This window comes from Pseudomonas laurylsulfativorans (genome assembly GCF_002906155.1).
Classification (GTDB): Bacteria; Pseudomonadota; Gammaproteobacteria; order Pseudomonadales; family Pseudomonadaceae; genus Aquipseudomonas; species Aquipseudomonas laurylsulfativorans.
Genome location: NZ_MUJK01000004.1, coordinates 243,972 through 263,231 on the forward strand (window position 1 = coordinate 243,972; position 19,260 = coordinate 263,231).

Here is a 19,260-nt window from a genome sequence, read left to right on the forward strand (position 1 = left end):
TGACAATGATGTCGACTGACACTCCCTCATCGCGAGCAAGCTCGCTCCCACAGGGGTTAGTGGTTGGTCCAGAATCAGCTCAATTCAAGCCAGATCGGCGCATGGTCCGAAGGTTTTTCCATGCCGCGCAGTTCGTAGTCCACACCCGCGGCCTTCACCCGTGGCAGCAAGCCGTGGGAGGCAAGGATCAGGTCGATACGCAGGCCGCGCTTGGGCTCGTCTTCGAAACCACGGCTGCGGTAGTCGAACCAGCTGAAGGTGTCGGCCACGTCCGGGTTCAGGTGACGGAAACTGTCGACCAGGCCCCAGTTTTTCAGGCGGGCCATCCACTCGCGCTCTTCGGGCAGGAAGCTGCATTTACCGGTTTTCAGCCAGCGCTTCATGTTGTCCGGGCCGATGCCGATGTCGCAGTCTTCCGGGGAAATGTTCACGTCGCCCATCACCACCAGCGGCTGATCGTTCTTGAACTGGCTTTCCAGCAGTTGCTGCAAATCACCGTAGAAACGTTCCTTGGCCGGGAATTTGGTCGGGTGGTCGCGGCTTTCGCCCTGTGGGAAATAACCGTTCATGATGGTCACCGGCACGCTGTTGGCATCGGCGAAGGTACCCCAGATGAAGCGCCGCTGGGCGTCTTCTTCGTCGGTGGCGAAACCTTTGTGCAGGGCCAACGGCTCCTGGCGCGAGAGCAGGGCGACGCCGTAGTGGCCTTTTTGCCCGTGGAAATACACGTGGTAGCCCAGGGCCTGTACCTCGGCCAGCGGGAACTGATCATCGTGGACCTTGGTTTCCTGCAAGCCGATCACATCGGGCTGGTGCTTTTCGATCAGCGCCGCCAGCTGATGGGGACGGGCGCGCAGCCCGTTGATGTTGAAGGAGACGATCTTCATGGTCGGCAGTCCTGGCAAAAGGGCGATGCTAGCTGACATGTGGGAATCGGGCCAGTTCAGGTTACTCGCGAAGACGATTTCATTGCCTACACTGATTGCGGATCTGTAATGAACTGTTTCAGCGCCGATCAGCTCGTAACAACAAGAGCGCAGCCATCCGAGCTGTGCCGGGGAGATCAACCGTCATGCCCGAAACTTCTACCGCCATCGCCGATATTCATATGCTCGACAGCGGCTACGCCCGCGAAGCGCGTTCGCTGCTGTACCAGGCTTATCGACACGAACCGACCTTCGGCTATCTGTTCGAGGCCGAACGCCCCGGTTACGAACAGCGGGTCCGCGCCACCGTGCGCGAACTGGTGACCCAGCATTTTCTCCAGGACCTGCCGGCCATCGGCCTGCTGGTCAACGACCGCCTGATCGGCATCGCCCTGATCGCACCGCCGCAACGTCGTCTTGGGGTCACCGAAAGTTGGGCCTGGCGCCTGCGCATGGTGCTCAGTACGGGGTTTCGCTGCACCCGTCGCTACCTCGAGTATCACGCTGCCGTGGAGGCCTGCGTACCGAACGACTCGGTGCACGTATTGCCGTTGCTGGGGGTTCATCCGCAGTTCCAGGGCAAGCATTTCGGCGAACAACTACTGCAAGCCGTGCACAACTGGTGCGCGGTGGATGAGAACTCACAGGGCGTGATCCTCGACACCGGGAATCCGCGTTATCTGGAGTTCTACAAGCGCCAAGGCTATGAAGAAATCGGTGAGGTCGCGGTAGGACCGATCCGCGAGCACGTGTTTTTTCACCCCAATCCCCAGGTGTTACACACTGCAACGGCCTAGGTGCCGAACTTTCCGGGCATGTCAGGCTCTATCACGCTCTCAAGCTCGTGATAGCATCCGCGCCTATGAAGTTTCCAGGAAGAATTACCAGCGGTGTGCTGATGCTGATGACCAGCTGCGCAGCGCTGGCTCAAAGTGAATTGGATGTGCGGGTCAAACCGTCCAATGATGAGCTGAAAGCCAATATAGAAGGCTACATCGGCAGCCTCGGCGATCGCGACGAACAGGCGTTGCTGCGCTTCAGCCGTGGCGCCGAAGAGCAGGCGCGCAAGGCTGCCCAGGCCTTGGGTTATTACCAGCCGCACATCGACAGCGAAGTGAAGGGTGGTGAGAAACCGCGCCTGGTGCTTACGGTCGACCCCGGCGAGCCGGTGCATCTGCGCAATGTCACGGTGCGAGTCGACGGTCCGGCCGCCTCCCTTAAAGCCTTTCGGGTTCCCAAAAGCGATGTGCTCAAGCCCGGTGCCGTGCTCAATCATGGCCATTACGAAGACGCCAAGCGCCTGATCCAGAATCAGGCTTCGCGTTATGGCTTTTTCAGCGGCCGCTTCACCCGTTCAAAACTGTCGGTCGACCCGCGGGCCGGCGTCGCCGATATCGAACTGATCTATGAAAGTGGTCCGCGCTATACCTTGGGCAAAGTCAGTTTCGAGGGCGATACGCCGTTCGATGACGAGCTGCTGCAACGCATGGTGCCCTTCAAGGCCGGAACGCCGTATGACTCGGAACTGATTGCCGAGCTCAATCAGAACCTGCAATCGAGCGGCTACTTCGAAGGCGTGCGGGTGGACGCGGCGCCAACGGCATCGAAGGAAGATGTGATCCCGGTGGACGTCAAGCTCGAAACCCGCAAGCCACGGACCATGGGGCTCGGCCTGGGCTTTTCCACCGACGTGGGTCCACGGGCCAAGGCCAACTGGACCCGGCATTGGGTCAACGCCCAAGGGCACAGTTATGGCTGGGAAACCGAAGTCTCTGCACCTCGGCAGAACGTCGGGCTGTTCTACGATATTCCGCTGGACCCGCCACTGACCGACAAACTGCGTTTTGCCGGTGGCTACCAGAATGAAGAAATCGCCGATAAGGAAAGCCACAGCAAACTATTGACCCTCGGCCCCGAGTGGCACAGCAAGTTGCCCAGCGGTTGGCAACGGGTGGTATCGCTGAAGTGGCAACGCGAGGATTACCAACTGGGCGACGACTCGGGACTCAGTACCTTGCTGATGCCTGGCGTGAGCCATTCGTACCTCAAAAGCGATAACCGCATCGACCCGCATAACGGCTATCGGCTGCAATTCGAATCCAAAGTGGCCAAGGAAGGTTTGGGTTCCGACAGCAACCTGCTCTACGGCACGGCACTGGTCAAAGGCTTGACCACGGTGTTCGACAAGCATCGTTTCCTCGGCCGGGTGCAGGTCGGCGGCAGTGCCACCAACGGCTTCAAATCGGTGCCACCATCGCTGCGTTTCTTCGCCGGTGGCGACCAAAGCGTGCGCGGTTACGACTATCAGAGCCTGTCCCCGGAAAACTCCGACGGTGATCGCATCGGTGGTCGCTACATGGTTGCCGCCAGCGCGGAATATCAGTATTCCATCGCCGAAAAATGGCGGGTCGCGACCTTTGTCGATCAGGGCAACGCCTTCAACACACTCGAATTGCCAAACCTCAAGACCGGGGTCGGTATCGGCGTGCGCTGGGTATCGCCAGTGGGGCCGATCCGCCTCGACCTGGCCCATGCGCTGGACGACGATGGCGGCATTCGACTGCACTTTTCCATGGGACCTGAGCTGTGAAGCGTGGTTTGAAAGTAACGCTGCTGGCGATAGCGGCACTGTTGATGCTGGTTGTCCTGACGCTGGCCACAGTGTTGGGTACGGCGACGGGCAGCCGCTGGGCGTTGGGCTTTGTACCGGGGTTGACCCTGGACAACTTTCAGGGCCGGCTGGGCGGGCAGTGGAGTGCCGACCGGGTGTTGTGGCAGCAGGACAACAACCGGGTTGAACTGAGCCAGGTGATTTTCGCCTGGTCGCCGTTGTGCCTGACCCGCATGACCTTGTGCATCGAGCAATTGCAGGCCGACCAGGTCAGCCTGACGTTCCCGCCGGGCGCCGAAGAGCCAAATAGTGACCCGATCACGCTCCCGGAACTGAAGTTGCCGTTGGCCATCGAATTGGGCGAGATCAAGGTCGGCAGCCTGTTGTTCAACGGCAGTGAAGAACTCAAGGGTTTGCAACTGGCGGCGCACTGGACCACGGCCGGTTTGAAGATTGACTCGGTGTCACTGCAGCGCGATGACCTGAGCCTGAACCTCTCCGGCCTGCTACAACCGAGCGGCAGCTGGCCCCTGAGCGCTTCCGGCAAACTGACCCTGCTGTCCACGCCTGAACCCCTGGCGCTGGCGTTGAAGATCGACGGCGACCTGCTCAAGACCCTGAACCTGAAGGCCGACAGCAGCGGTTACCTCAACGGGCAACTGAGCGGCGAACTGCAACCATTGGTGGAAAACTTGCCGGCCAAGGTGCGGATCACGGCTGATGGCTTCAAGCCCAGTGCAGATCTGCCAGATACCCTGCAACTCAATCAGCTTGAGCTCACGGGTGCGGGTGACTTGAAAAACGGCTATGCACTTCAAGGCAACGCTACGTTGCCTGCCGAGCAAGGCCCGGTCGCCCTGGCGCTGCAAGGCAAGGTCGACGCCAACGGCGCGCAGATCGCCGCGCTGGACCTGACCGCCAGCGACAAGCAAAGCCTCAAACTCAGCGGTCAGCTGGATTGGAGCAAGGGCCTGAGCGCCGAGGCGAAGATCGACTGGCTGGACTTCCCGTGGCACCGCCTCTATCCGTTGATCGACGAACCGCAAGTAGCGCTTCGCACGTTCACCGGCGAAGTCTCTTACACCGATGGCAAGTACCTCGGTCATTTCAACGCCGCGGCGGATGGTCCGGCCGGTGCTTTCACACTGGCCAGCCCGTTCGCGGGCGACCTGACGAAAATCTACCTGCAACAGATTCAACTCCAGGCCGGGCAGGGCAAGGCCGAAGGGCACCTGAACCTGCAATTCGCCGACGGCATTGCCTGGGACACCGCGCTGGACCTGTCGGCGATCAACCCGGCGTACTGGGTCGCGGAGCTGCCGGGCACCCTGGCCGGGCCGTTGCGCAGCCAGGGCGAGATGAAGAACGATGTGCTCAGCCTCAATGCCGACCTGGACCTCAAGGGCAAACTGCGCGGTCAACCGGCGGTGATCCAGGCCAAGGCCGATGGCCGTGGCGAGCAATGGAACCTCAACGCCCTGCAGGTTCGCCTGGGCGACAACAGCATCAGCGGCAAAGGCAGCCTGCAACAGAAGCTCGCCGGCCAGATCGATCTCAAGCTGCCGCGCCTGGCGCAGCTCTGGCCAGAGCTGCGCGGCCAACTCAATGGTCGCGTGGATGTCGCCGGCACACTCAAGGCGCCCCAAGGCAAGCTTGACCTGCAAGGCTCGCAATTGGTTTTCCAGGACAATCGCCTGCAAAGCCTGAACCTGGACGCCACGCTGGACAGTGCGCAACGGGCGAAAATCGACCTCAAGGGCAGCGGCATCCAGGCCGGTGACACCTCACTGGGTACACTGACCGCCAGCGGCCAGGGCGACATCAAGAACCAGAAACTGAATCTCGATCTGCAAGGGCCGAAGTTGAAACTGGCGCTGGGCCTGGACGGTGCGCTGGACAAAGGCAATTGGCGCGGACGCCTGGCCAGCGGTGATATCCAGGCCGGTGGTCAGGACTGGAGACTGCAGGGGCCGGCAAAGCTTGAGCGCCTGGCGGATGGCAAGATCAACTTTGGCGCCCATTGCTGGGCGTCCGGCCCGGCCAGCCTGTGCGGCGAAGACTCGCGCCTGATGCCTGAGCCCAAGCTGCGTTATCACCTCAAACAATTCCCGATCGACAGCCTCGCGCAGTGGTTGCCGAAGGATTTCGCCTGGCAGGGCCGGCTCAATGCCGACCTGCAACTGGACTTGCCGGCCAGTGGTCCGAACGGCCAGATCAGCGTCGATGCCGGTGGCGGCACCTTGCGTATCAAGGAAAAGGACCAGTGGCTGGACTTCCCGTATCAGACCCTGAAACTCACCAGCAAACTTACACCCAGGCGCATCGACACCGAGCTCGATTTCGCCGGTGGCAAACTCGGTGAACTGATGGTGCAGGCGCAGCTCAATCCGTTGCCGAAGAACAAACCGTTGAGCGGCTCGTTCCGTTTGAGCGGGCTGGACCTGTCGGTGGCGCGGCCGTTCGTGCCGATGGTCGAGAAGCTGGCCGGACGCCTGAATGGCAGCGGCACCCTTTCCGGTGGGCTGCTGGCGCCGCAGATCAATGGCAGTTTGCAACTGAGTGACGGCGTGATTGCCGGGTCTGAATTGCCGATGGAGCTGCAAAACCTGCACGTCCAAGCGCTCATCGCTGGTGAAGGTGTGCAGTTGAACGGCGGCTGGAACAGCGGCAAGGCCGGGCAGGGGAGCTTGAACGGCAACCTCGCCTGGGGGCAGGCGCTGGTGGTGGACCTGGCACTCAAGGGCTCGCAATTGCCGGTCACCGTCGAGCCTTACGCCAAGCTTGAAGTCGCACCGGACCTGAAAATCTCGATGAAGGGCGACGAGTTGGCCATCGCCGGCAAAGTGCTGGTGCCCAAGGGCGAAATCACCATTCGCGAGTTGCCGCCATCGACGGTCAAGGTCTCCGATGACACGGTGATCGTCGGTCAGCAGACCGAGGAGGGCAAGCCGCCGCTGGCGATGAGGATGGACATCGAAGTGGTGGTTGGCGAGGACAAGCTGAGCTTTGCAGGATTTGGCCTGACTGCGAATGTGCAGGGCCATGTGCATATCGGCGACAACATGGACACCCGCGGCGAGCTGTGGCTCAACGATGGCCGATACCGCGCCTACGGCCAGCGGCTTTCGGTGCGCCGGGCTCGTTTGTTGTTTGCCGGTCCCATCGATCAGCCGTACCTGGACATCGAGGCCATTCGCAAGACCGACGACATCATTGCTGGCATTCGCCTCAGCGGCAGCGCCGAGCAGCCGACCACGCAGATCTTCTCGGAACCTGCCATGAGCCAGGAACAGGCGCTGTCCTATCTGGTGCTCGGGCGTCCGCTGAGCAGCAATGGCGAAGACAACAACATGCTCGCCCAGGCGGCTCTCGGTCTGGGCTTGATGGGCAGTTCCGGGGTGACCAGCAGCATCGCCAAGAACCTGGGCATCCAGGACTTCCAGCTCGACACCCAGGGCAGTGGCGATGCCACCAGCGTGGTGGCCAGCGGCAATATTTCCGAGAAGCTCAGCCTGCGCTATGGCGTCGGCGTGTTCGAACCGGCAAACACCATTGCCTTGCGCTACAAGCTGAGCAAAAAGGTCTACCTCGAAGCCGCCGGCGGCGTGGCCAGTTCGCTGGACATCTTCTACAAACGGGATTTCTAGGTCCCGTTCTCCCATCCGGGTGCGGTCCCTGTGGCGAGGGGGCTTGCCCCCGTTGGGCCGCGAAGCGGCCCCAAAACCTGCAATTTCATTCCTCTTGAATTCCTATAAATCCAAAAGCGACGACTGCTTCGCAGCCGAACGGGGCGAGCCCCCTCGCCACAGGGTTTGTGGTAATTCCCGACGCCGTTAGTCAACTATTTACCAAGCATGCTAACTATTGCATTGACATTCGCTGCCTAGGCAGTAACATCTCGACATACATTCACTGCCTAGGCAGCTAATTGGTGGTCAGATGAAGCATTTCTCTCCAGACGATTTCCACAATTGCCATCTCGGCCTGTTGCTCGGACGTGCCGCGCTGCTCAAGGACCGGATCATCGACACCCACATGGAACCCCACGGCATCACCGCCGCGCAGTTCAAGGTGCTGATCATCATGGCCCAGTACGGCGTCGATTCGCCGGGCGAGTTGTGCCGTCACCTGTCCCTGGACAGCGGCTCCATGACTCGCATGCTCGATCGTCTGGAACAGAAAGGTTTTCTCGCCCGTCAGCGCTCTGAAGCGGATCGCCGGCAAGTGCAGCTTGTACTCACGGAAGAAGGGCAGAAGCTCGCCGGGCTGTTGCCGCACATCGGCGCCGAAGCCATGAATGAACTGGCCGGTGCCCTCACTCCAGAGGAGTTGAAAACCCTGGAGTTGATCCTGAAGAAAATTTTGCTGGCAGCCGGTGACGCGATCACCCTGCTGCGGGTAGGTGACAAATGAGCAATAACCCCTTGCGTACCGGCCTGAGCCTGGTGTTGTTGGCCATGAGCCTGGCCGGTTGCGCCAGTTACAGTGGCCTGAAAACCGAAGGCGTCAACCTCGACGCGAAGAGCCTGAAGGCAGGCCAATCCCTCAGCGGCGTGACCCTGTCGCCGGCGGCCTGGCCGAAAAGCGACTGGTGGAAAAGCCTCGGCGACCCCCAACTCGACGGCCTGATCCGCGAGGCCCTGCGCGACAGCCCGGACATGCAGATTGCCGACGCCCGTGCCCATCAGGCCAGCGCCGCCGCTTCCGCCGCCGACGCAGAGCGGATGCCGACCCTGGATGCCAGCGCCGGTGTCAGCCGCTCGCGCCTCGCCCGGGACCAGGACCCACTCGGACAGGGCGACGCGTACGCCACCATTCGCAACATCGGCACCCGTTTCAACTACAACTTCGACCTGTGGGGCGGTCAGCGCGATGCCTGGGAAGCCGCCCTCGGCCAAGCCCGTGCTGCCGAAGTCGACCAGCAGGCCGCGCAACTGACCCTGGCCGCCGATGTCGCCCGGGCCTACAGCGATCTGGGGCAGGCGCACATCGTCTATGACCTGTCCAACGAAGACCTCAAGCGCACCCGGCAAATGCTCGACTTGAGCCAGCGGCGCCTGACGGCCGGGATCGACAGCCAGTACCAGTTCCAGCAGACCGAAAGCCTGGAAGCCACTTCCCAAGCCAACCTGATCGATGCAGAGAAACGCCTGAACAGCGCGAAGATCGCCCTCGCGGTGCTGCTCGGTAAAGGTCCGGATCGCGGCAATGAAATTGCCCGGCCGCACATTCTTCAGCCGAGTGCGGTAGCGCTACCTTCGGTGCTGCCGGCCGAACTGCTCGGGCGTCGCCCGGACCTGGTCGCTGCGCGCTGGCGGGTCGAGGCAGCGAGCAAAAGCATCGACGCCGGCAAGACCCGCTTCTATCCCAACTTGAACCTCAGCGCCGCTGCCGGGGCCGAATCCTTGCTGGGCGATGCGATGTTCGGTTCGGCCAGCCGCTTTTTCAGCATTGCACCGACGATCTCGGTGCCGATCTTCGACGGTGGCCGCCTGCGCGCCGACCTCGATTCGCGCGACGCCGATTACGACCTCGCCGTGGCGCAGTACAACAAAAGCCTGGTGAAGGCGCTGGGGGATGTCAGCGACAGCATCAACCAGTTGCGTGATATCGGCCGGCAGATTGCTGCCCAGCAGCACGCCACCGGAATCGCCCAGGATTCCTACAACACCGTGGTCCAGCGTTACGGTTCCGGCATCGGCAACTACCTGGACGTGCTCAGCATCGAGCAGCAATTGCTCCAGGCCCAGCGCCAGTTGGCCAACCTGAATGCCGAGCAGATCGACCTGTCGATCCAACTGATGCAGGCGCTTGGCGGCGGTTACCAGCCAGAGGCCATTGCCTCGGCCAACGCCACGCCAGCCACGCTGACCCACTAATTCAAGGTACTTGTCATGGCCACTGCCGATACAACCCAACCCCCAGAAAACACTCAAGGCAACCCCAACTCGGGCAAGCGCAAATTCATGCTGTTGGTCCTCGCTGCCGCCGTCGTGCTCAGCGGCGCGGGCGTCTGGGCTTACCACGAGTTTTACGGGCGCTGGAGCGAAAGCACCGACGATGCCTATGTGAACGGCAACGTGGTGGAAATCACGCCGCTGGTCACCGGCACCGTGGTCAGCATCGGTGCCGATGATGGCGATCTGGTCCATGAAGGCCAGGTACTGGTGAACTTCGACCCGAACGACGCCGAAATCGGCCTGCAAAATGCCCAGGCCAATCTGGCGCGCACCGTGCGTCAGGTGCGCGGCTTGTACAGCGATGTGGATGGCATGAAGGCCCAGGTCAACGCGCAGAAGGCCGAAGTGCAAAAGGCCCAGGACAACTTCAGCCGGCGAAAGAACCTCGCCGCCGGCGGGGCGATTTCCCAGGAAGAACTGTCCCATGCCCGCGACGACCTGACCTCGGCGCAAAACGCCCTGGCCAACGCCGAGCAAAAGCTCAAGACCAGCAGCGCGCTGGTCGATGACACTGTGGTTTCATCGCACCCGGACGTGATGGCGGCCGCCGCGCAACTGCGTCAGGCTTATCTGAACAACTCGCGCAGCGTGCTGATTGCACCGGTCACCGGTTACGTCGCCAAACGCTCTGTACAACTGGGGCAACGGGTGCAGCCGGGCACCGCGCTGATGGCGGTGATCCCGCTGGATCAGCTGTGGATCGACGCCAACTTCAAGGAAACCCAGCTGCGTGACATGCGCATCGGCCAACCGGTGGAAATCGAGACTGACCTCTACGGCAGCAGCGTGAAATACAGCGGCACCATCGACAGCCTCGGCGCCGGGACCGGCAGCGCGTTTGCCCTGCTGCCGGCGCAGAACGCCACCGGTAACTGGATCAAGATCGTGCAGCGCGTGCCGGTGCGGGTCCACGTCAACGCCGAGGAACTGGCCAAACATCCGCTGCGGGTCGGCCTGTCGACCATGGTCGATGTGGACCTGCACGACCAGAGCGGGCCGGTGCTGGCGCAACAGCCGCCACAGAAGGCGTCGTTCAGCACCAACGTCTACGACCGTCAGTTGGCCGAGGCCGACGCGATGATCACCCAACTGATTCACGACAACAGCGCCGCGGTCAGCAAGACCGCGCAACGCTGATTCGCCAATCCGTCATCACACCGACCTCTGTGGGAGCGAAATGTGGCGAGGGGGCAAGCCCCCTCGCCACATTTCGCCCCCACAGGGTTAGCTGCGTCTGTAACAGGCGCAGTGCCGATCAGGTTTCAAGGGGTTCACCATGAGCAATAACGCGTCTTTCACGCCGCCCAGCCTGTTGCTCAGCACCATCGGCCTGTCGCTGGCGACCTTCATGCAAGTGCTCGACACCACCATCGCCAACGTGGCGTTGCCGACGATCTCCGGCAACCTGGGCGTGAGTTCGGAGCAGGGCACCTGGGTCATCACTTCGTTCGCCGTAAGCAACGCCATCGCCCTGCCGCTGACCGGTTGGCTCAGTCGCCGTTTTGGCGAGGTGAAGCTATTTGTCTGGGCGACATTACTGTTCGTGCTGGCTTCGTTCCTGTGCGGGATTTCCACCTCGATGCCGGAGCTGGTGGGCTTTCGGGTGTTGCAGGGGGTGGTGGCGGGGCCTCTGTATCCGATGACCCAGACCCTGCTGATTGCGGTTTACCCTCCGGCGAAACGGGGGCTGGCGCTGGCGTTGCTGGCAATGGTCACGGTGGTCGCGCCGATTGCCGGGCCGATTCTCGGCGGTTGGATCACTGACAGCTACAGTTGGCCGTGGATTTTCTTCATCAACGTGCCAATCGGCCTGTTCGCCGCGTGGGTGGTCACCCAGCAGATGAAAAAGCGTCCGGTGGTCACCAGCCGCCAACCGATGGATTACGTCGGCTTGATCGCGCTGATCATCGGCGTCGGGGCGTTGCAGATCGTGCTCGACAAGGGCAACGATGCCGACTGGTTCGAATCCAGTTTCATCGTGATCGGCTCGGTGATTTCGGTGGTAGCCCTGGCGTTCTTCGTGATCTGGGAAATGACCGACGAACACCCGGTGGTCAACCTGCGTCTGTTCGCCCACCGCAACTTCCGCTACGGCACCATCGTGCTGATCCTGGGCTATGCCGGGTTCTTCGGGATCAACCTGATTCTGCCGCAGTGGCTGCAAACACGACTGGGCTATACCGCGACCTGGGCCGGTTTTGCCGTGGCGCCGCTGGGGATTCTGCCGGTGCTGCTGGCGCCGTTTGTCGGCAAATACGCACCGAAATTCGATATGCGCCTGCTGGCGGGCGGGGCGTTCCTCGCCATCGGCCTGAGCTGTTTCATGCGCGCCGGGTTTACCAATGAAGTGGACTTCCAGCACATCGCCTTGGTGCAGTTGTTCATGGGGATCGGTGTGGCGCTGTTCTTCATGCCGACCCTGACCATCCTGCTATCGGACCTGCCGCCAAGCCAGATTGCCGACGGTTCGGGGCTGGCGACATTCTTGCGGACCCTGGGCGGTAGTTTCGCGGCTTCGTTGACCACTTGGATCTGGATTCGCCGGGCGGATCAGCATCACGCCTACCTGACCGAAAGCATCACCCCGTTCGATCCGGCAACCCGCGAGGCACTGACCAACCTGGGCGGGGCAGGGGCCAAAGCTTATACACAGCTGGATCAGATGGTGATCAGTCAGGCGTACATCATGTCCACGGTGGACTACTTCACCCTGCTGGGCTGGATGTTCATGGGCTTGATATTGATTGTGTGGCTGGCCAAGCCGCCGTTTACGGCGAAGGCCGGGCCTGCGGCGTCCGCGGGACATTGAGCCAACGCGATCAATGTAGGAGCCGGCTTGCTGGCGATCGCGGTGTGTCGGATGTCATTGATACACCGTGATCGCCAGCAAGCCGGCTCCTACAGGGGGGTTGTGTTTCGGTTTAGTGTGCCGGTGCAGCGAGTTGCGGTGGCGGAGTGAAGTCAAAGGGCGCCAGCGCAAACCCTTGCCCATCGACCTGCAAGGCCCACCCTTGACGATCCCAATCCCCCAGCACAATGCGCTTGGCCGCTTGTTCGCCCAGCTGCAACTTGTGGATGGCCGGGCGATGGGTGTGCCCGTGGATCAGGGTCTTCACGCCGAATTCCTGCATGATTCGCGGAATCTCTTCGGGCGTGACATCGACAATGTCATTGGCCTTCATCCGTGTTTGCGCACGGCTTTCACTGCGCAGCTTGCGTGCCAGCTTGTGCCGGGTGCGCAGCGGCAAGTGTCGCAGGATGAACAGGGTGATCGGGTTGCGCAGGTAGCGACGCAGCTTCATATAGGCTTCGTCGCGGGTGCAGAGGCTGTCGCCGTGCATCAACAGCACCGGCTCGCCGTTGAGTTGCACGACACTCGGATCCTTCAGCAAGGTGCAGCCGGCTTCTTTGCAGAACGCCTTGCCGAGGAGGAAGTCGCGATTGCCGTGCATCAGAAATATGGCCGTGCCGCTGTCGCTGAGATCACGCAGGGCCTGGCAGATGGAACGCTGGAAGGGTGTCATGGCGTCATCGCCAATCCACACCTCGAAGAAGTCGCCCAGAATGTACAGCGCACTCGCCGAGCGGGCGCGTCCGGCGAGCAAATCCAGAAACGCCCGGGTAATGTCCGGGCGCTCCTCTTCCAGATGCAAGTCTGAAATCAGCAATATCACTCAATGATCTCGGCTTTCTCGATGATCACGTCGTCTGCCGGTACGTCCTGGTGGCCGGACTTGGAGGTGGTGGCCACGCCTTTGATCTTGTCGACAACGTCGGTGCCAGCAGTCACTTTACCGAAAACTGCGTAACCCCAGCCTTGAACGTTCTTGCCGCTGTGGTTCAGGAAGCTGTTGTCCGCGACGTTGATGAAGAACTGTGCGGAAGCCGAATGCGGCTCCATGGTGCGGGCCATGGCGATGGTGTACTTGTCGTTGGAGAGACCGTTGTCCGCTTCGTTCTGGATGCTTGGACGCTTGTCTTTCTTTTCTTTCATGCCTGGCTCGAAACCGCCGCCCTGGATCATGAAGTTACCGATGACACGGTGGAAAACAGTGTTTTCGTAGTGACCGGCTTTAACGTACTCGACGAAGTTGGCCACGGTGATCGGGGCTTTTTCGGCGTTCAGTTCGATGACGATGTCACCATGGTTGGTAGTCAGTTTGACTTGGGTCATGATCAGGACTCTTTTAATGTGAAGCGTACTAGAGAAATTCGTGGTGTTGGAACATCACGTCCCGCCACCGGTTCAGCCTGTTTTGGCCAAGGTGCGCAGTTTAGCGTGCCAGACGCGAATTTCGAGGCTGTTTTTTCATTTACGGCCTATTAAATGCGACGGTTTACAGAGTGCGCTCTGTCAGGTACTTGACGGCATCGGCTATGATAGCGGCTTTGTTTTGTCCGGCCTTCATTACGGCCATGCACTTGTACGTTCAAGGATCCTATGAGCAAGCCCACTGTCGACCCTACCTCGAATGCCAAGACCGGCCCTGCCGTGCCGGTCAACTTCCTGCGGCCGATCATCCAGGCAGACCTGGACTCGGGCAAGCACACGCAGATCGTCACCCGTTTCCCGCCTGAACCCAACGGCTACCTGCACATCGGTCACGCCAAGTCGATCTGTGTGAACTTCGGCCTGGCCCAGGAGTTCGGCGGCGTCACGCACCTGCGTTTCGACGACACCAACCCGGCCAAGGAAGACCAGGAATACATCGACGCGATCGAAAGCGACGTCAAATGGCTGGGCTTCGAATGGTCCGGTGAAGTGCGCTACGCCTCGCAGTATTTCGACCAGTTGCACGACTGGGCCGTTGAGCTGATCAAATCCGGCAATGCCTACGTCGACGACCTGACGCCGGAGCAAGCCAAGGAATACCGTGGCAGCCTGACCGAGCCGGGCAAGAACAGCCCGTTCCGCGACCGCTCCGTGGAAGAAAACCTGGACCTGTTCGCCCGCATGAAAGCCGGTGAATTCAAGGACGGCGCACGGGTGCTGCGAGCCAAGATCGACATGGCCTCGCCGAACATGAACCTGCGCGACCCGATCATGTATCGCATCCGCCACGCTCATCACCACCAGACCGGTGACAAGTGGTGCATCTACCCGAACTACGACTTCACCCACGGTCAGTCGGACGCCATCGAAGGCATCACCCACTCGATCTGCACCCTGGAGTTCGAAAGCCACCGTCCGCTGTACGAGTGGTTCCTCGAACACCTGCCCGTGCCGGCCAACCCGCGCCAGTACGAGTTCAGCCGCCTGAACCTGAACTACACCATCACCAGCAAGCGCAAGCTCAAGCAGCTTGTGGACGAAGGTCACGTCAACGGCTGGGACGACCCGCGCATGTCCACGCTGTCTGGCTTCCGCCGCCGTGGCTACACGCCGAAATCGATCCGCAACTTCTGCGAAATGATCGGCACCAACCGTTCCGACGGCGTGGTCGACTTCGGCATGCTCGAATTCAGCATCCGTGACGACCTCGACCAGAGCGCCCCGCGTGCCATGTGCGTGCTGCGTCCGCTGAAAGTCGTGATTACCAACTACCCGGAAGGCCAGGTCGAGAACCTCGAACTGCCCTGCCACCCGAAAGAAGACATGGGCGTGCGCGTCCTGCCGTTCGCCCGGGAAATCTACATCGACCGTGACGACTTCATGGAAGAGCCGCCAAAAGGCTACAAGCGCCTGGAACCGGCCGGCGAAGTGCGCCTGCGCGGCAGCTACGTGATCCGTGCCGACGAAGCGATCAAGGACGCCGACGGCAACATCGTCGAACTGCGTTGCTCGTACGACCCGGACACCCTGGGCAAGAACCCTGAAGGCCGCAAGGTCAAAGGCGTGGTGCACTGGGTGCCGGCCGCTGCCAGCGTCGAGTGCGAAGTGCGTCTGTACGATCGTCTGTTCCGTTCTCCGAACCCGGAGAAGGCCGAAGACAGCGCCAGTTTCCTGGACAACATCAATCCTGATTCGCTGCAGGTACTCACCGGTTGTCGTGCTGAGCCTTCGCTGGGCAACGCACAGCCGGAAGACCGTTTCCAGTTCGAGCGCGAAGGTTACTTCGTTGCTGATCTCAAGGACTCGAAACCAGGTCAGCCGGTATTCAACCGTACCGTGACCCTGCGTGATTCGTGGGGCCAGTGATTTAGTGTCAAGGAATTAAAGTGCTTACGATCTACAACACGCTCACCAAGAGCAAAGAAGTCTTCAAGCCGCTCGATGGCAACAAGGTGCGCATGTACGTGTGCGGCATGACCGTGTACGACTATTGCCACCTGGGCCACGGCCGCAGCATGGTCGCGTTCGACCTGGTGACGCGCTGGTTGCGCTTCAGCGGCTACGACCTGACTTATGTGCGCAACATCACCGACATCGACGACAAGATCATCAATCGGGCCAACGAGAACGGTGAGTCGTTCGAAGCGTTGACCGAGCGCATGATCGCGGCGATGCACGAAGACGAAGCGCGCCTGAACATCAAGAAGCCGGACATGGAGCCGCGTGCCACGGATCACATCCCTGGCATGCACGCGATGATCCAGACCCTGATCGACAAGGGTTACGCTTACGCCCCGGGCAATGGCGACGTGTACTACCGCGTCGGCAAGTTCATGGGCTACGGCAAGCTGTCGCGCAAGAAGATCGAAGACTTGCGCATCGGCGCGCGGATCGAAGTCGACGAGTCCAAGCAGGACCCGCTGGACTTCGTATTGTGGAAAGCCGCCAAGCCGGGCGAGCCGAGCTGGGAATCGCCGTGGGGCGCCGGGCGTCCGGGCTGGCACATCGAGTGCTCGGTGATGTCGACCTGCTGCCTGGGCGAAACCTTCGACATTCATGGCGGCGGCAGCGACCTTGAGTTCCCGCACCACGAAAACGAAATCGCCCAAAGCGAAGCGGCCACCGGCAAGACCTACGCCAACGCGTGGATGCATTGCGGCATGATCCGTATCAATGGCGAGAAGATGTCCAAGTCCTTGAACAACTTCTTCACCATTCGCGACGTGCTCGACAAGTACCACCCGGAAGTCGTGCGTTACCTGCTGGTGTCGAGCCACTACCGCAGCGCCATCAACTATTCGGAAGACAACCTCAAGGACGCCAAGGGCGCCCTGGAGCGTTTCTACCACGCGTTGAAAGGCCTGCCGAACGTGGCGCCGGCTGGCGGCGAAGCCTTCGTCGAGCGCTTCACCCAGGTGATGAACGACGACTTTGGCACGCCGGAAGCTTGCGCGGTGCTGTTCGAGATGGTCCGTGAGATCAACCGTCTGCGCGAGAGCGATCTCAACGCGGCGGCCGGTCTGGCAGCCCGTTTGAAAGAACTGGCCAGCGTGTTGGGTGTGTTGCAGCTTGAAGCCGATGATTTCCTGCAAGCGGGCGCTGAAGGGCGTGTGGATGCAGCTGAAGTCGAAGCGCTGATCGCTGCGCGCCTGGCGGCACGTGCCGGCAAGGACTGGGCCGAATCCGACCGCATCCGCGACCAGCTCACCGCCATGGGCGTGGTGCTGGAAGACGGCAAGGGTGGGACGACCTGGCGTCTGGCTGACTGATAGCGTTACTGGCTACAAAACAAAACCCGCCTTGTGCGGGTTTTTGTTTTTGAACAGGGGGGATATATGTGGAGTCCGGGCTGACGTCATCGCTGGCAAGCCAGCTCCTACAAGGTCGCGCCGTTCGCCAAAATTATGTACACCACGGGAACTGTAGGAGCTGGCTTGCCAGCGATGGCGCCCGTTCGGCCAACTTGTCATTCAGCCTGGCGCAATCGCTTGTAAAGGGTATTGCGGCTCACCCCAAGCCTGCGCGCCAGATACGAAATATTCCCCCCGACCGCCTGCAACTGCCGGTTCAGATCCTCGACATCATTCAGATCCACGGCCAGCGGTTCCGGCGTCTCCACCGGCTCCATCTCCAGATCGACAAAAAAATCATCCGGCAAATGCTCCGGCCGTATCGGTTGTTCCTCGGCCATGGCCAGGGCGACCTGAATCACACTGCTGACCTGGCGCAAGTTACCCGGCCAGGGATGGCGGCAGAACAGCGCCAACACTTCCTGGCTCAAACCAGCCCATTGTGCGGGTTCACGGTGCTGCTCCCACAGGCGTTTGAACAGTGCCTCCTTGTCGTTGCGTTCACGCAACGGTGGCAATTCCAGGGTCAGGCCGCCGATGCGGTAATACAGGTCCTCACGAAACCTCCCCAGTTGTACCTGTTCGCGTAGTGAGCGGTTAGTGGCGGAGATAATCCGCAGGTCCACCGGGAACAACTCGCTGCTACCGACCGGCTGCACACAACGCTCCTGCAACACCCGCAACAGTCGCGCCTGCGTTGGCAGTGGCATGTCACCGATTTCGTCGAGGAACAGCGTGCCTTTGTCGGCCTTGCGGATCAGCCCGATGCTGCCTTTCTGGTTGGCGCCGGTGAACGCGCCTTTCTCATAACCGAACAACTCGGACTCCACCAGTTCGGCGGGAATAGCCGCACAGTTGACGGCGATGAGCGGTTGTTTGCTGCGAGAGCTGGCCTGATGCAGGGCTTTGACGAACACTTCCTTGCCGACCCCGGTTTCACCATGGATCAGCAGCGGAATGTCCTTTTCCAGCAAGCGCTCGGCCTGACGCACGGCTTTTTCCACGCGGCTGTCGCCGAAGTGCAGGGTGTTGAGGCTGATGGCCGGCATCGCGATGACTGCAGGCTCGGCGCTCCTGTTTTCAGCACTCTTGTTTTCAGAGAATAGCCGCGCCTTGACCGCCACCTGTTTCGGCCGTTTCAACAGGCACTGGAAGCGATTGCGCCCTGAGGTTTGCAGGGCGAAGGGCAGGCCTTCGGGCTGGTTGAGCAATTCCAGCAGCGAGACCTTGAACAGGCTCTCGACACTGACCCGCGACAGGCTGATGCCCAGCAAGTTGTCGGCCCGGCGATTGGCCGACAGCACCTGGCCGGTTTCATCGAAGATCAGCAAGCCGGCCCATTGGCTGTCGAGGTTGTTCAGTCCGGTATTGAACGTCAGTTGGAAATGTTGGCCATGGAACAGGTTGAGGATCAGCCGGTTTTCCACGGTCTGGCTCATCATCTTGACCATGCCCAGGGTGTGGGAGGGCGGCAGGTAGCTGTCACTGGACACGTCCAGCACCGCGATCACCTTGCGCTCGGCATCGAAAATCGGCGCGGCGGAACCGGTCATGAAGCGGTTGGCTTTAAGGAAGTGTTCATCGTGCTCGATATGCACGGCTTGCTCGCACGCCAGGGCGGTGCCGATGGCATTGGTGCCGCTGCAGCGTTCCATCCAGCTGGCGCCAGCGCTGAAACCCCGGGCCAGTTTGGGGTCGATAAAGCGCTGGGTACCCCAGGACGTGAGCACCTGGCCCTGATGGTCGGCGAGCATGATCAGGCAATTGGAATTGCTGAGGATGTTCTCGTAGTAGGGCAGCACTTCCTGATGAGTGGTTTGTACCAGCGAATGCTGGCTCTCCAGCAATTGCGCGATGCCCGCGGCCGGCAATTGGTCGAATGCCGGCGTACTCTGATGACTGAGGCCGAACGCGCGGCACCGGGACCAGGAGTCCTGGATGATGGCGTCGTGGGACAGCGGCGAGGCGGGTGCGGCCATGGCAGTCGATCTCTGGGCAAGCTTTTATTGTTTTTATGGTGACTTCAATAACGCACGGTCCCTGTAGGAGCGAGCTTGCTCGCGATGGACGTTAACGGTGACAAGGGCTGCCCGAGTAAACGAGGCGGACTCAAGTGCATCGCGAGCAAACTCGCTCCTAC

At 60.9% G+C, this 19,260-nt stretch carries 13 protein-coding genes; 9 read left to right on the forward strand and 4 right to left on the reverse strand.

Going from position 1 to position 19,260, the window contains the following annotated elements; all coding sequences use genetic code 11:
• Window positions 1-74 precede the first annotated feature (74 nt).
• Window positions 75-887, reverse strand: coding sequence for an exodeoxyribonuclease III (gene xthA / locus B0D71_RS14990; protein WP_103395454.1), 813 nt, complete (start codon window positions 885-887; stop codon window positions 75-77).
• 185 nt (window positions 888-1,072) lie between these two features.
• On the opposite strand from xthA, the gene B0D71_RS14995 reads away from it, so the two are divergent.
• The 7 genes from B0D71_RS14995 (at window position 1,073) to B0D71_RS15025 (ending at window position 12,306) form a co-directional block, all read left to right on the forward strand.
• Complete coding sequence (locus B0D71_RS14995; RefSeq protein WP_103395455.1) at window positions 1,073-1,723, forward strand: GNAT family N-acetyltransferase; 651 nt, start codon at window positions 1,073-1,075, stop codon at window positions 1,721-1,723.
• 65 nt (window positions 1,724-1,788) lie between these two features.
• Window positions 1,789-3,516, forward strand: coding sequence for an autotransporter assembly complex protein TamA (locus B0D71_RS15000; RefSeq protein WP_103395456.1), 1,728 nt, complete (start codon window positions 1,789-1,791; stop codon window positions 3,514-3,516).
• Complete coding sequence (locus B0D71_RS15005) at window positions 3,513-7,184, forward strand: translocation/assembly module TamB domain-containing protein (protein ID WP_103395457.1); 3,672 nt, start codon at window positions 3,513-3,515, stop codon at window positions 7,182-7,184. The genes B0D71_RS15000 and B0D71_RS15005 overlap by 4 nt, the downstream gene beginning before the upstream one ends.
• Before the next feature lie 292 nt (window positions 7,185-7,476).
• Complete coding sequence (locus B0D71_RS15010; protein WP_103395458.1) at window positions 7,477-7,950, forward strand: MarR family winged helix-turn-helix transcriptional regulator; 474 nt, start codon at window positions 7,477-7,479, stop codon at window positions 7,948-7,950.
• The gene (locus B0D71_RS15015; protein WP_103395459.1) at window positions 7,947-9,416 is read left to right on the forward strand and encodes an efflux transporter outer membrane subunit; all 1,470 of its coding nucleotides are present in this window, start codon (window positions 7,947-7,949) and stop codon (window positions 9,414-9,416) included. The genes B0D71_RS15010 and B0D71_RS15015 overlap by 4 nt, the downstream gene beginning before the upstream one ends.
• 15 nt (window positions 9,417-9,431) lie before the next feature.
• Window positions 9,432-10,634, forward strand: a complete 1,203-nt coding sequence (locus B0D71_RS15020; RefSeq protein ID WP_103395460.1) for an HlyD/EmrA/EmrK family protein — start codon at window positions 9,432-9,434, stop codon at window positions 10,632-10,634.
• 139 nt (window positions 10,635-10,773) lie between these two features.
• Entirely contained in the window at window positions 10,774-12,306 is a 1,533-nt protein-coding gene (locus tag B0D71_RS15025) for a DHA2 family efflux MFS transporter permease subunit (protein WP_103395461.1), read from the forward strand.
• Window positions 12,307-12,418: 112 nt separating this feature from the next.
• Here the strand turns inward: B0D71_RS15025 and lpxH are convergent, their stop codons facing one another.
• Both lpxH and B0D71_RS15035 read right to left on the reverse strand, forming a co-directional pair.
• Window positions 12,419-13,171 carry a UDP-2,3-diacylglucosamine diphosphatase gene (lpxH, locus tag B0D71_RS15030; RefSeq protein ID WP_103395462.1) on the reverse strand — a complete coding sequence of 251 codons (753 nt, stop codon included), beginning with the start codon at window positions 13,169-13,171 and terminating at the stop codon, window positions 12,419-12,421.
• Window positions 13,168-13,671, reverse strand: a complete 504-nt coding sequence (locus tag B0D71_RS15035) for a peptidylprolyl isomerase (protein WP_103395463.1) — start codon at window positions 13,669-13,671, stop codon at window positions 13,168-13,170. The genes lpxH and B0D71_RS15035 overlap by 4 nt, the downstream gene beginning before the upstream one ends.
• 267 nt (window positions 13,672-13,938) lie before the next feature.
• Here B0D71_RS15035 and B0D71_RS15040 point away from each other — a divergent pair, with 267 nt between their 5' ends.
• Together B0D71_RS15040 and cysS are read left to right on the forward strand one after the other, a co-directional pair.
• Entirely contained in the window at window positions 13,939-15,636 is a 1,698-nt protein-coding gene (locus B0D71_RS15040) for a glutamine--tRNA ligase/YqeY domain fusion protein (protein WP_103395464.1), read from the forward strand.
• Between the two features lie 20 nt (window positions 15,637-15,656).
• Complete coding sequence (gene cysS, locus B0D71_RS15045) at window positions 15,657-17,039, forward strand: cysteine--tRNA ligase (protein ID WP_007970481.1); 1,383 nt, start codon at window positions 15,657-15,659, stop codon at window positions 17,037-17,039.
• A gap of 197 nt (window positions 17,040-17,236) precedes the next feature.
• On the opposite strand, the gene B0D71_RS15050 is transcribed toward cysS, so the two are convergent.
• Window positions 17,237-19,099, reverse strand: a complete 1,863-nt coding sequence (locus B0D71_RS15050; RefSeq protein ID WP_103395465.1) for a sigma-54-dependent Fis family transcriptional regulator — start codon at window positions 19,097-19,099, stop codon at window positions 17,237-17,239.
• Window positions 19,100-19,260 lie beyond the last annotated feature (161 nt).